Here is a 14257-nt window from a genome sequence, read left to right as displayed (position 1 = left end):
TATAATTGTTATACTATTTATACTTCTTCACCAATAGCACGATAATAAGCCGAGATAGCAGCTTCTTGTTCACTACGCAGAGTATACCGCCGGAAAGCTTTCTCACTTTGATGTCCCGTCAACTTACGTGCATGACTAGGGTCAACACCTAATAACAATAAATCAGTAGCATAAGTATGACGAAAAGCATGGGGATGTAAATTATCAATCCCGGCAATTTCTCCTATTTTCTCTACTGCAAAATAAATACCGTGATAACTTAACCGTTTCCCCTTGTGTGAATGATGGTGTGAAATTAGCAATGGACTAAGGCTAGTCAATACCTCACCCTGCTCCTCACGAAATTGCAGATACTCAGCAATTACTTCCCGACTATATGAACGTAACGGAACTAGACGTGGTTCATTAGTTTTCGTATCAGGTAAAAACAGCAACTTGCCATCAAACGAACCAACATTTAAATTAACCACTTCCCCAGCACGGAGTCCATGATTGAGAATGTGAATGAGTACAATATCTCGCTGCTTTGTTTCTCCCAAAAACTCCAAAGCTACCCATACCTGTTGCATTTCTTTCTCAGTTAAACTCTGTGCTGGCGGCACGGGTACTTTTTCCAGCTTTATCCCCAGTGTGGGATTGGTAGCAATAATCTCTGGATAGGTGATAATAAACCATTTAAAGAAACTTTTAATTGCCGCCAACCCCGCATTGATACTACTTTTGGAAAGAGGTTTATCTCCCTCTATATAGGCTTCAGTCATTAGATATTCTTTGTATTGTGCCAGATGCCGGGAGCGCAACTCATGATAGTGCAGTTCTGTCCAACCTAAAAACCGTTTTAGTTCCCGTTCATATAACTTGCGGCTGTTGAGTGCAAAGTTATTACTGCGTAAAAATTCCTGTACCTTTACCCACCTTATGTCCGTTGGTGCAGTGGTTTTTATCTTTCTATTAATTCCTCTGCACTGTATATTAGTAATATTTGCAGTTTCGTCATCAAGGGGAATGAGTTTAATGGGTGGTAAAGGAGCAGAACTATCACTATAAACCATTGATAAATTTACCTCATACCGTTTTGGATTTTGCAAAAGTTGCTGGATAAGTTTTTGGGCGCTCCATCTGTCATAACCATTTTTAAAATTGGTATCCTTTTAAATTTTGTATGCATCAGCTAAGTAGATGAACGTGACATAACCAAAATATGAAACGATATATAAAGTTGCTTTGATGCGTTATTCTGGTTGCGTTTTAGCCATTTTACAAAACAAAATATATTTTGTTTTCCTCTGTCTACCTACTTATACCGTTATACCAATTTTATGTGAAATGCTTAGTTCATGATTCCTTAATTCCTGGCAACATAGGATTTTCATTTCTCAGATCATGTCAATCTACATCAAGTATTAGTATTAAGAAATTTTTGATTCTGTTTACACAACCTTTCATATCTTAGCTTGAGTTAATATTTCACTCAGAGGATCAACTAAATCTAAACTTTCGGCCCAATCTGCTAGATAACCATAATCCAAATTTTCTGCTTGCAACTTGAGTATCCCCAGAACATCACGCCACTGTTTTTCTGATTTACTTCCCTTTCCCCATCGCAACTTCTGCAAAATTATATCCTCAGGTGAAGCCACCCAAAATGAAGCTATTCCATCTATATCAATTAACATCCGTCGAGACATCTGCGATACTGCATAAGATGAAGTATCACTGATATACAGGTCAGCATTGGCGATAGTTTCAGTATGCGTGATGTTGAGCATTTGTTCTTGCTTTCGTTTTAAAGATTCTACCGCACCTGTTGGACAATAATATCCAGCAGTTTCTAGTGTCCTTACCAACAAATCAATTTGCTCAGGCTGGACTTCAATCACCAAATCCAAATCACGAGTCGAGCGAGGTTCACCATGAATAGAACTGGCTATACCTCCACTAACGTAGTAAGAGATATTTATTGACTCAAAAAGTTGGTGAAGTTCGCCTGCGAGCGTAATTGAATCTTGAACCCACATACGTTCATTAATACCTTTTGGTTGAAAATCAGGAGCAAGTTTTTCTCCGAGGACAGCATGAGCAAATATACAACGAATTTTCTCTACAGGAACATTACGATGTCGAGATTTAATTCCTGCTAGGCAAAGTTTTTTTACCCCAGAATCATGGGCAATAAACATTTCTATGCGTTGCTTTAGTGATAGCTGTCGCAATCTAGCAAACAGATAAATATCCACCTCTATGGCTGTATCAGTTGCTTGCGGGTGATAATTCGGTTTGGTAATTCTTGATAAAGATGGGACTTTTTTAGTCTCTGAATTAATCAGGCTGATTTTTTCAATCATGTTAAAGAAACGATTTTTATTATGCGATTTGTTTAAGCACTTTCAACAGCAGTTGAATTATTATTGGTTTCACTGAGAATTCCGACCAGAATCTGCATTAATGCTTCTAAATCAGTCGGTACTCGATACAACATTAAGTCTTGACTTACCAACCTATTTTGACGTTGAAAACTACCAAAATGCCAAATATCACCTGTTGTCACTGCGCCATACAATACTGGTTCATCTGATTCGATCCATTGATCAAGGGCAATTAATTCGACTGCCAGCTGTGTAAACCCTCGCGTCAGGTCGGCTTGTTTTGCTTCTACAACTAATACTCCATGCTGAGATTGCAGGTAATAGTCCAAATCGCCACGCAGAAATTGGTTAACCTCAATGGGATATTCAATATTAATCATTGATTCAGTGATGTGTGCAACTTCTAATAAGATGGGAGCAATCAATACTTCTCGTCGTGCAGCTTCACTTGTGAGACTGACGCGCCTGATTGCTTCTTCTAAACGCCCCTGCAAATCTACAAGCCGCGGAATTTTATTGGTATTAACTGGTAAATTAATTTTTGCTTTGGTTAAACTTGCTCCCAACTCCTGCAAAATATCGGCTGGAGCAAATCTTAAATCAAAGTATTTGCGGAATGTGTAAGTCTCATTCGGTTTGAGAATGGGCAGACGGTGCTGTGCAGTCATAAGATTTCCTCAAATCTAATCGTTCCCGCGTTTGTGGTCAGGTGGGTGCTCTGTGCCATCACCTCCTCCAGATGCGATCGCTAAAAGCGATCGCTCCGCGTCATCGCCTTCTGTGCTCTACGAGACGCTGTTCGCGTTCGGCACTGCGCGGAGCGCCGCTTCATTTTTTCTTCGTACTGGGCAACCTTCCCAAACCATCACCAGGGTGTGGTCTGAGTGCCCATCACCGAACACGAGCGGTCAGACATGGGGAGGAATGCGGCTGCGGCTTTAGCCGCCTTGAATCTTCTCGGTCAAAATCCATGTTTTGGAGTAGGCTCAAACATATTCTACCACGACTATACAAAATAAGTAACAATTATCTTTTGTCCGACTACATCTCCGATTAAAATCTCGATTCCCTAGTGTAGAAGAATAATAAAGTTCAACAATAAATAAAAAAGTCCAACAATAAATAAAAAAGTTCTACAATTTCTGGATGTGCATGATCTGGGCAGATCCAGAAAGGCAAGCTTTATGGCGAGAGGTAGGCAGGAGTGGACCGAGGCCAAGTTTGAACGCTACATCAAAGAAGGTCGCGGTCAAGGTAGTGGGGAGAACTACAAGCCTTGGATCACCGTCTCTGACTTCCCGTCAATGGGCAGATCCGCAATACGCCCTGGTTGGAAGACCAATCGAGTGCATCATTTCTTATCAGACCACGAGCGGCGGCTATTTTACTTGTTCGAGTGGTCAGATATTGTCGTAGATATCAGGGAGCAATTCCCCCTGCTCGACCTGGACTTATGTACAAGTATCGCTAGTGACATGGGAATGAAATACCCCACTGACCCAGTTAGCGGTACACCCTACGTTTTAACTACTGACTTCATGCTAACAATCAATGAATTGGGTAAGTCAGTTCAAATTGCTCGAACAGTCAAGCCATCTTCAGATTTGGAAAAAAAATCAGTAGCTGAGAAATTTGAGTTAGAAAGACGCTATTATGCTGACCAAAATATTGACTGGGGAATTGTAACGGAAAAAGAAATCCCCAGGCTTTTAGCTCTGAATATCGAGTGGATTCATTCTTCCTACTCATTAGAGGCGACTACCGAAATGGCAGTTGAGGAACTACGTTCGCTCTCAAGTATTTTAAAGTCTCGGCTCCAAAAAAAGTAGTGCCACTATCAACAAAGTGACAACAGCTTTAGACAGAGAAATGAATATAGAAGCCGGGACATCACTAATGCTTTTTAAGCATCTGCTTGCCACCAAAGAAATATTAATGGATATGGAATCAACCAAAATATCTAGCTGTCCTTCATCTCAAGCAATTCAAAAAATTATTATTAAATAATCAGGCAGCCTTCAAAATTGAAATGAATAACAATTTATTTGTCAACGACCTCATAGAATGGATAAACTCAGACCCTCCCAACTTAATTGAGAGGGTTCTGTGGATTGATTCTGGTTATAACATTGCCTTTGTGTTTGACATAAATGCACCCAAAGGATTTCCCGAACCTAAAAAAGTTTCAGATATAAGAGTTGCAATTCATACGGGACAAGCATTAAAGCTCAAACAAGACCTTTGGGCAAGGCATTTGAGTAATGAAGATTTAACCAAGATCCAAAATGATTATAGAGAAAAGGCTTGGTCAATAATTTCATCTCTGGTTGAACAAGAACCGGATATATACTATCGCTCGTCACGCGGTTCTCTCATCAAGCGGGTTGTTGAACAATATAACCAGGGGAAAAGTGAAACTAAATTAGTCGAAAAAACAGTTTATGAATATTTAAGAAGATTCTGGCAGAGAGGGAAAAATCAAAATGCGCTTTTACCTGACTATTCAAATTGCGGAGGTCTCGGAAAGCCAAAGGGATATGGAGAAAAGAAACGAGGAAGACCAAGAAAATATGCCCAGACACCAGAAATTGGTGTTGGGATTAATGTGACAGACGATGATCTGAAAATTTTTAGAATATCCATAGCTAAATTTTACAACAATAACAAACAGAATTCTTTGAGGACTACTTATAAATTAATGATTAGGGAATATTATTCATCAGAGATTCGTTACGACGAAAATGGGGTAAAAAAATCCCTATTAATTCCCCCAGAACTTCGGCCGACATTCACTCAATTGAAATATTGGTATGAAGTCGAACTATCAGATATCAAAAAAAGCATTACAGAACGAAAGGGAGCGAAAAGATTTGCTTTGGGGCATAGAGCAATTTTAGGAACATCTAAGATGGAAACCATTGGTCCCGGTTCTAGATACCAAATTGATGCCACAATTGCCGATGTATATTTGGTTTCCAAGTACAATTCTAACTGGATTATTGGCAGACCAGTAATTTATGTAATCATTGATGTTTTCAGCCGAATGATTGTGGGGGTTTATGTTGGTTTAGAGGGACTTTCTTGGACAGGAGCAATGATGGCTCTAGCCAATGCAGCCACAGATAAAATACAGTTTTGTCAGGAATATGGCATTAATATTTCCTCTACAGAATGGCCTTGCCACCATCTGCCAGATGCAATTTTGGGCGACCGGGGCGAACTTGCAGGAATGGCAGTAGAGACATTAATCCCGAATCTCAATGTCCGGATTGAAAATGCTGCACCTTACCGTGCTGATTGGAAGGGTTTAGTAGAGAGGTACTTCCGTACCATTCATGGTCATGTCAAACCATTTTTACCTGGTTATATAGACACAGATTTTAGACAAAGAGGGGGGCGAGACTATCGTCTTGATAGCAGGGTTGACATAGACCAGTTTACTGAAATTATTATCCACTTAATTCGCTATCACAATAATCATCACTACCTGGCCAGCTATAATAGGGAAGAAATGATGATTACTGATAATGTAAATCCCATACCCATAGAATTATGGAAGTGGGGGATAGAAAATCGTTCTGGTAGACTCAGGACTTTTCCTGAAGATATCGTCAAGCTAAATTTGATGCCAAGTAATAAAGCGACCATCACCGCTCGTGGCATCAAATTTAAGGGAATGTACTACAGTTGTGATAAGGCATTAAAAGAGTTCTGGTTTGAGAAAGCTAGAAGTAATTTGCTCTCTAAGTCCGAGAAATTATTAGATATTTCTTACGACTATCGCCAACCAAATTTTATTTATGTCCGCTCTCCTGATGGTAGAGATTTTGAGAAGTGCTTTCTTTTAGATCCAGAAGAACGTTTTTCTCATAAAAATATACATGATATTGAATATTTGCTGGCTTATGAAAAGTGGCTTTATCAGAAAAGTCAAAGCAATGAAATTCAAGCTGGTGTTGACTTAATTGCTGACATTGAAAGTGTCGTCAACAGAGCTAATAATTTAGCTTCTGTAACGGTTGATAATAGGGTAAGCGATACCCAAAAAGTTGCGGGGATTAGGGAAAACAGAGCCTCCGAGAAGGCTAAACGACGCAACTACGAGGGGTTCGAGTTAGCTAAGACAGAAACTCCTATATCTGAAACAGTTGTGCCGAACAAAAATTCCGACTCAAAAGAAAATAAATCATTACAACCTGATCATTTGGAGCTTCTGAAAAAGAAGCGCCAGGAGCGTTTTAATGAACATAGAGAATGAGTGGGAATGGGTGAGAATTCCCAAAGGTGAATGGGCTGCTGTTGCTAAATACAGAGACCATAAGTTGCCTGAATATAATACAAATCCAATAATTCGCTCTCTTCCTCCTATCCTTTCTAGAGAGAAATTTGTTGAGTATGTGACACGAGTTCCTGCGTGCAAATCTTCAGAAAGAGAACTAGAGCCTCAGTACAGATTTCATTGTATTGAGCGACTATCGAGATATTTTGACCCACTGAATAAAACCGTCGATTTACAACAGGTAGTTTGCGTATTAATTATGCAAGGTTATCTGAGGCGAAATCCTTTGCAACCAGAATATGCACTGCGTAGCGGTCAAATTTATCAGGCGGTGCTTTCTGGGGGAGGCTTTAACTTAGAGGAGTATGTAGATGTTCCCACCTCGGCATCTGGGTTAACAATCATTGATCCGTCCGGAATAGGTAAGACAACCAATCTCCTAAATATCCTCTCTTTATATCCCCAGGTGATTGTCCATCCGGCTCATAGTGTTTACCAAATTGTTTGGTTGAAAGTTGACTGTCCCCATGCAGGTTCTTTGAAGGGTTTGTGTATCGACTTCTTCAGAGCCGTTGACAAATTACTCGGCACTAATAACTTCCAAAAATTTGGGGTAAAACGCAACTCTGAAGATTATATGCTGGCTCAAGTTGCCCAAATTGCACACACCCAACATTTAGGAGTTTTAGTTATCGATGAAATGCAAAATTTAGCGGCAGCCAGAAGAAATAGCTCCGAAATGTTGAATTTTTTGGTGAAAATGGACAATATTATTGGAGTTCCAGTAATTCGCGTTGGTACAAATGAAGCTTTCCCAATTCTTCAAGGTAATTTTAGAAATGCTAGAAGAGGTGTGGGAGAAGGAGGAGTAATTTGGGACAGGATGGAAAACAATCATGAATGGAGCTTTTTTATCGAAGGGATGTGGGAGTTTCAGTGGACAAAACAATATATCCCCTTAACTGCAAATATTACCTCGGCTCTATATTATGAAAGCCAAGGGATTATTGATATCGTCATTAAACTCTATAAAATGGTGCAATGGAGAGCTATTGCTTTAGGGAGCGAATTAATCACTGTTGACTTGATTCACGCTTGTGCTGCTGACGGGCTGCATCTAGTTAAACCAATGTTAGATGCTATTAGGTCTGGGGATGAAAAGTGGATGATGAAATACAAAGATATTGCCCCCTTGGATACAAATTTATACCGCAATAAGTGCTTGGATTCTCTTGATGAAAGAGATTTAGAAGAAGTGAGAAGATTAGCACGCTCATCACAAAGGATGGGGAACATATCAGCAACGCTACGCCATGTGATTATTGAACTGATTAACTTAGATGTTCCGCCTACTACTGCCAAGAGTTGTGCCGAAAAAATTGTTGCTTCTCATGGGGAAGATGCAGATAAAAAACTGTTAATTAAAGAGGCTTATAAACTAGCTTTGCAATGTGGAAATATTTCAACGGAGAAAGGGAAGCATCGGGAACAAAAAACAAAACTTCAACCGAAATATCAGGAGAATGATATCCGAGTTATTGTTGAAAATGCCAAGAAAGATCAAACTCCAGCTTGTGAGGAATTAAAGGCTTTGGGGATTATTAAAGACCCACTCAAAGACTTTTTTATTAGTGGGTAGTATATGCTTAGTTTTTTTCCCACACCTTACCCAGATGAGATTTTATATAGTGTGTTTGCACGTTATCACGCCAGAAGTGGTAATATAAAGCCTGATGAAACGTTGCAAGAATTGTTCAATTCCCGAAACATTATAGTTAGGGCTGACTTACCCTACAACTTGGCTTCTTTAATTAAAAATCTCCCACTGCTCTCTCCACATACAGTGGAAAGTCTCATCCAAAAACATACACTGTATCCCATGTATGCAGTCTTTATGCCTGACAGAAGGTCAGCTATTTTGAAGTACATGAAAGGAGAATTGGGGACACATATTTATCGGGGAATTGCCAGCTTGGTTCATCTGCCAAAATATTTTAGGTTTTGTCCAAAATGTCTTTTTGAAAACTTGCATACATTTGGCGAAGCATATTGGCATCGACTTCACCAAACGCCTGGTGTTCTTATCTGCACAATTCATGATGTTGTCTTAAGCGACAGCATTGTACCTATCTGGAGTAATAAGTGGTATCAAGTTGGTATTGCTAGTTTGGAGAACTGTCCCATACCAAATGTAACCAGAAATTACAATGAGTCCACTAAGGAGTTGTTACGCCTAATTGCATCTGATATTGAATGGTTAATGACCTGTGATTTCAAATCGCTTCCTTCTAAGGAATTAGATTGGTTCCATATCCAATATATAATTTTATTGATTAAGAGGAATTTAGCGACTCTAGACCGTCAGGTATATGAGCAAGGTTTACGACAGAAGTTTTTGTCTTTTTATGGGAGTGAATTTCTTGAGGCTCTTGGTATAAATGTCAGCTACAATAACATAAATTTATTTAACATTTTCCGATTGCATCTGGAAGTTTTTGACCCGGTGATGCATTTGCTGATGATTAGATTTTTGAGGAATTCGCCTTCAACATTTTTTGCTCGGAAATCTAAATATAAGCCTTTTGGTAAGGGTCCTTGGCTTTGTCTAAATCCTGCTTGCAAACACTATCTCCATTCTGTGGTTACGAAGTTAGTGATGCTTTTAAACAATGATATCGATTCGACCTATTCTTGTATAAAAAATCCTCTAGGGACTTTTGAATGTGATTGCGGTTTTAAATATAGTAAGAGTGGCGTGAATTTGACTAAAGTTGATAAGTTTCGATTTGAAAGAATCGTGACGTTTGGTCAATTATGGGAACAAAAGTATTTGGAATTAAATGTTGTTGATAGACGAAATTTTCAGCAAGCTGCGTACAGCCTTAGTTTCAATTATGGCAATAGTCCGATGAATATGTTGCGTAAGCTAGAAGCTTTGTGGAAGTCTTTGAATGATAGTGTAGGAACAGACTCCAGTTAATCAGACCCTATATTGTTGAACTTTTTTATTCAACTTTCTCGACCTGCACTCTTCTACATTGGTAAACTGAACTCAACCGAGGACAGTTATTGTTCAACTTTATTTTTCTGGCATCTGTGATGGATAACCAAAACTTAAGGGTTGTATCTCCTGAAATTGTTGAACTTTATTATTCCTCTACACCTAGACAAACAATACAGTTGAACGATCAATAAAAATGTCTAACAATTTCTCTGGCTCAAAACCCTTGAAGCTAGGTGTCGGTGGTGCTCCCGTGCTGAAAATATTGGTCGGTTGAGCCAAAAACCAGCCCCAAATTGTTCAACTTGATATCTGCACTATGGAACATCGTGAAAGATATAATGGAGCGAACTCAAGTACCGAATACTTACCAGTTGGGCGAAGTCTGCCAAATCATTGCCAAAGACAACTCCGAAGGGGCTGGGGTGTTAGGGAATAGTCAGCGCAGTGAACAACTTTAGCTGCACCGTAAAGTTTTGATACAATGCAATAATCATGTAAGTAATTGCTAAACCCGGATAATTCAGCAAATGTGTGATTTATTATACATTTATGGAGGTAGGAGATAATATTTGATACTTATTCTCAGGGAGCGTGCAACTCAAGAACAAGTTGAGTCAATGCTGCAAACTTTGAAAATTTACATTAAAGTTGCAGTAGACATTGAAAAAGGTATTTTGGCTGGAGTGGATATGAACCAGAATTTAGATGCAAAAAAATCCGGTTTCAATGTGACGAAATGCCAACTCGCTTAGGACATATAGCTTCCAACTTAGCGCGTATTAGAACATTTTGTAATACTGCTTATAAAGAGGCTGTTGAAAGTGTGACAGATGAAACTCTATGGTTTATTGAGTGGACTGCCGCAGAAATTGAACCGGAATATGCCGAAGAACTAGTTAACATTCAAGTTAAACTAGCAAGATGGAAATTGACTTTTGATAATATTTTGTCTAATGATAAAGAACGTAGAAAAATTGCAGAACAGTCGAGTGCTTTATCTCAAAGAGTGTTAGATATGTCCGGTTTACTGTCTGAATCATTAGCATAGTAATTAACTAACAATATAATAACAAGTAATTTTTTAAATTACTCATAAGTCAAAGGTAACTTTTCTAACTGGTAGAACCAGGTTGTCTACTATGCAGGAACGCCAAAAACAATTAGCTCAGTTGATTGAACAGTTATTACAAGAAGGCTGGACTCAAAAAAGGTTAGCTGAAAAAATTGGTGTAGATTCTACAACTGTATACAGATGGTTAAAAGCGAAAGTCATTCCTGAAGCTGACTCTAAAAATTTCTTGCGTCTGGCAAAACTGAGTGGGGGTGATAGTGAATCGCTGCAACAGTACTTGGATGGTTATATATCTTTATCTACCTACCGTCAAGGTTGGGAAAATAGCCCATTGAATTATGCCCAAAATTTTAAAAATCGTCCTGTTGAGGAGATTAAAGAGGAAGTCTTAGCGCAAATTACTCTGCTCGAACCAGCAGATATTTTAGATGTAATATCTAGAAGTGCAGACTTCTTAGCAGCAAAAACAGCATGAACAAAAAGAACATAAATAATACAGCACTTTGCGTAACGGTTAGGTACAAGAGTTGAGGACATCAACTGGAAAATAAGATAAAATCTGTGTCAGTTAGTCGCGCAAAGTGCTGTATATAGCAATCCGATATTGAAACGTGAGAAAATACGGTGATTAAAAGTACGCATTTCCCATGGGAGCGATTTTGTTTCTCGCGAATGATTTACGATTGCTATAGTAAGGCTATGATTCCCATTAAAGACCATAGTTTGAGATCGAATAAGTCCAGTTTTGTCAAGACTTCCCCAAACCCTAAGCTTCCGGTACAGCCTGCCACGCCTATAACTAGACTACTGTGAATCAGAAAGTAAACACTAAAACGCCTATTGTTTAGCTTTGTTTAGACCTGGGTAGTTTTGAGTAGGTTTTATAGAACGGCTAAAACCCTTGTTTTTACATTCATTCTCGAAAGTTTGTCATCTACTGACACTGATTGCAAGCAACATAGTTTAGGCGTAACTAAGAGGTGTAAGTAAGCTACATGATGGATAAAGATAACTTGCATAATATCCATTCCTTACCTCTGTTAGAAGAGACAAACGAGAATATGCCGGAATTTGGGGGCGGTTTACCTATTATTAAGTACTGGGCAAATCATACATTGTCGCCAGAAGGACCAAAACTCTGGAAAACTTTACTTCATAAAAGTGCTTGCTTGTCATGTGCCTGGGGAACTGGTGGACAAAAAGGTGGTTTTACTAATGAAGAAGGGGAAAAACTCCAGCGGTGTATGAAAAGTGTTGAAGCTATCTCCGCTGAAATTAAACCCCCAGTCCCTAGCCACTTCTTTGAACAACACAGTATTAACGAACTCCAAAAACTCACATCCCTGGAAGCAGACGGTCTTGGCAGGTTGAGTTTTCCAGTAATTTTACGTCAAGGTAAGTCTCATTATGAACGCATCAGTTGGGATGAGATTTATGAAATTGCTTTATCTGCTTTTCGGAAAACTCCTGAACGAGTAGCTTCCTATAGTTCTGGTCGTTCTTCCAACGAAGCGGCGTTTTTACTGCAATTGATGATGCGATCGCTTGGCTCAAATAATCTAGCTGACTGTTCGGATCTCGATAGGCTGTTTTAAATGCTTTGTGGGCAGATTCGTAAATTGCGGGAAATTCGGACTGGAGGAAGGTAAACTGGCTCATATATTCATGTTGGCGTTCGGTGATAGCTCTGTAAATCCCTGTCTAATGACCAGATAAACACTTCACTCATGGGGAAGCGTTTGCACAATTTATTAAATTCTTCAATGATGCTGAGATCACCGAAACTTGTTCCTTCTTGCTTATCAGGAGCTTTGTTTTTGCCTGCCAGATCCGGAAACTGATCAATCCATAGCAATATCTCTGTTGTGTCTGGAAATGCAGTAGGCTGCCAGGGGGCTTCTCCGTTGAATGCAGCTTTAACTTGTTCAACAAAACGTAGGGCTGTTTTCCTTCGCATTGTGCCGTCCCCGTTTTGGGCAATGTGGTTGCCTGTTTCGAGAATGGTCGCCATAGGTAACAGAAAAGTACAGCCAGATTGAACATAGGTCTTAAAATCTTCGAGAACTGATGCTCTATGCTGATTATATTTGGGAACGTCGAGTATTTCCACGAATATGCTGGTATCAATCAGGCAAATACTACTCATTGCCGTACTCCTGCAAACGAGACAGCCATGCCATAGCTTTCTGTTTTTTGTCTTCAGGTGTGTGCGGCGACTTAACGAACCTATCCACTACCCCAGCAGTTACCAGTTGTCCCAGTAGTCCTTGTGATATCAGACTGGGGAAATCGTACATATCCCCAAGCCTGACAAGGCGGCTATTGCCTTGATTCCCTTCCTCTGGATCTCGAAAACAAAAGACTACATCACCTAGGGCTGCGTCGGGTAAGGCATCCATTAGGGCTGGGTTGTGGGTGGAAAGCAGCACTCGTAATTTACGCCGTTCGGCAATATCTCGGATGCTGGCGAGTAGATGCTTGGCGCGGTTGGGATGAACGCCGTTGTCGATTTCCTCGATAACTACTAAACTACCTTCCGTAGCCGATAGCATAGCTGCGGTGATCGCCAACACTCTCAATGTGCCATCTGATAACAACGCGGCTTCACAATAGCGACGGTTATTGCCAAAAGTCTCCGCTAGTCTCACCATGACTTCATCCCGTGGACCCAAAAGGAAATCTAGCCCATCTATAGCCTGTTCTGGTAAACTCTGAATAAAGTTGAGAATTGCCTGTTGATTTTCGGCTTGGTTCTCCCATAAGCGAAACAGAACACTGGAAAGATTAGTACCATCTTCTTGTAATCGCTTATCAGATTTGAAACTGTACTCGCGCATTTTGGCGGGAACAGGATCTAGGAACAGGATATTCTGTAAGACTCGTTGATATTCGCGGACTGTCTCAGGAATTATCTTTTGGGAATTGTCATATTTGGCATCAAAACGAGCAGGGCTGTCTAATTGCACAAAGATAGCCATCTGATCGCTACACGTTATTCGTGGTTTGTTTTGTCCCCTGGCAAAGTTGTTATAGGCGACACCAACATCAGTATTTATTCCTTCAGAAGGCTGATTTAGCTCATATAGGGGGACTGAATTTGTCGAGTCAACGATTCGCTCACTACTGATATGCAATTCTCCATCACGCACATTCAGGGTTATATCGAGTTGGTTCCACTCTGTTAAGTCCAAACGGCAACCGATGGTAAAACTTGATTCTCCCCGATGGCACAAGTCATTTACTCGACCACGTACAAGCCGCTCGGCACTATTCACAGCATATTGAATGCTGGAGAGTTTTTGTCCTTGTGCCAGCCATGACAGAAAGCGCAAACCTTCAAGCGCGTTACTTTTACCTGCGGCATTGGCTCCTATTAGCACGGTCAAAGATCCAAGGGGTAAGCGGCTTGTACGATAACTTTTGAAGTTGGCGAGGGTAAATTCTGTCAGCATGGCGTTCATGTCATAATTCTCCTCTGAATGCACGATATTGCGTTTCGGCTTCGCTCAACGGGCGGCTTTTGTTTGTAGCCGAGT

At 40.0% G+C, this 14257-nt stretch carries 12 protein-coding genes and 2 pseudogenes; 9 read left to right on the top strand and 5 right to left on the bottom strand.

Translation table 11 applies throughout. From position 1 onward, the window contains the following. Positions 1 to 17 precede the first annotated feature (17 nt). The 3 genes from CYLST_RS29855 to CYLST_RS29845 form a co-directional block, all read right to left on the bottom strand. On the bottom strand, positions 18 to 1052 hold the full coding sequence (locus CYLST_RS29855; protein ID WP_015328272.1) for a tyrosine-type recombinase/integrase: 1035 nt from the start codon (positions 1050 to 1052) through the stop codon (positions 18 to 20). A gap of 390 nt (positions 1053 to 1442) precedes the next feature. Further along, complete coding sequence (locus tag CYLST_RS29850) at positions 1443 to 2345, bottom strand: hypothetical protein (RefSeq protein ID WP_015328271.1); 903 nt, start codon at positions 2343 to 2345, stop codon at positions 1443 to 1445. 32 nt (positions 2346 to 2377) lie between these two features. Continuing rightward, complete coding sequence (locus tag CYLST_RS29845) at positions 2378 to 3034, bottom strand: hypothetical protein (RefSeq protein ID WP_015328270.1); 657 nt, start codon at positions 3032 to 3034, stop codon at positions 2378 to 2380. A 516-nt stretch (positions 3035 to 3550) separates the two neighbouring features. Between CYLST_RS29845 and CYLST_RS29840 the strand changes: the two are divergent. From CYLST_RS29840 to CYLST_RS29805, 9 genes and pseudogenes are all read left to right on the top strand, one after another. Continuing rightward, a pseudogene (locus CYLST_RS29840) lies at positions 3551 to 4373 on the top strand (TnsA endonuclease C-terminal domain-containing protein). A gap of 22 nt (positions 4374 to 4395) precedes the next feature. Then, entirely contained in the window at positions 4396 to 6624 is a 2229-nt protein-coding gene (locus CYLST_RS29835) for a Mu transposase C-terminal domain-containing protein (protein ID WP_015328269.1), read from the top strand. After that, positions 6608 to 8284: an ATP-binding protein gene (locus CYLST_RS29830; protein WP_015328268.1), complete on the top strand. Its 1677-nt coding sequence runs from the start codon at positions 6608 to 6610 to the stop codon at positions 8282 to 8284. Before CYLST_RS29835 ends, CYLST_RS29830 begins: the two co-directional genes overlap by 17 nt. A 3-nt stretch (positions 8285 to 8287) precedes the next feature. Continuing rightward, positions 8288 to 9625, top strand: coding sequence for a TnsD family Tn7-like transposition protein (locus CYLST_RS29825; protein WP_015328267.1), 1338 nt, complete (start codon positions 8288 to 8290; stop codon positions 9623 to 9625). A gap of 350 nt (positions 9626 to 9975) precedes the next feature. Further along, positions 9976 to 10107, top strand: a complete 132-nt coding sequence (locus CYLST_RS36455) for a hypothetical protein (protein WP_281172840.1) — start codon at positions 9976 to 9978, stop codon at positions 10105 to 10107. A 111-nt stretch (positions 10108 to 10218) separates the two neighbouring features. Next, positions 10219 to 10401, top strand: coding sequence for a DUF5674 family protein (locus CYLST_RS36210; protein WP_015328266.1), 183 nt, complete (start codon positions 10219 to 10221; stop codon positions 10399 to 10401). Continuing rightward, complete coding sequence (locus tag CYLST_RS29815) at positions 10386 to 10697, top strand: hypothetical protein (RefSeq protein ID WP_015328265.1); 312 nt, start codon at positions 10386 to 10388, stop codon at positions 10695 to 10697. The genes CYLST_RS36210 and CYLST_RS29815 overlap by 16 nt, the downstream gene beginning before the upstream one ends. A gap of 91 nt (positions 10698 to 10788) precedes the next feature. After that, positions 10789 to 11196 carry a helix-turn-helix domain-containing protein gene (locus CYLST_RS29810; RefSeq protein ID WP_015328264.1) on the top strand — a complete coding sequence of 136 codons (408 nt, stop codon included), beginning with the start codon at positions 10789 to 10791 and terminating at the stop codon, positions 11194 to 11196. Between the two features lie 520 nt (positions 11197 to 11716). After that, positions 11717 to 12301, top strand: a pseudogene (locus tag CYLST_RS29805) (molybdopterin-dependent oxidoreductase); the annotation flags it as partial. An 83-nt stretch (positions 12302 to 12384) separates the two neighbouring features. Here the strand turns inward: CYLST_RS29805 and CYLST_RS29800 are convergent. Then, positions 12385 to 12867, bottom strand: a complete 483-nt coding sequence (locus CYLST_RS29800; protein ID WP_015328262.1) for a hypothetical protein — start codon at positions 12865 to 12867, stop codon at positions 12385 to 12387. Then, positions 12860 to 14182 carry an AAA family ATPase gene (locus CYLST_RS29795; protein ID WP_015328261.1) on the bottom strand — a complete coding sequence of 441 codons (1323 nt, stop codon included), beginning with the start codon at positions 14180 to 14182 and terminating at the stop codon, positions 12860 to 12862. Before CYLST_RS29795 ends, CYLST_RS29800 begins: the two co-directional genes overlap by 8 nt. Between the last annotated feature and the right edge of the window lie 75 nt (positions 14183 to 14257).

Origin of the sequence: Cylindrospermum stagnale PCC 7417, assembly GCF_000317535.1 — a bacterium.
In the GTDB taxonomy this organism is placed as follows: Bacteria; Cyanobacteriota; Cyanobacteriia; order Cyanobacteriales; family Nostocaceae; genus Cylindrospermum; species Cylindrospermum stagnale.
The sequence above is the reverse complement of the archived record's forward strand: the minus strand, read 5'-3'. Positions and strand labels throughout refer to the sequence as shown.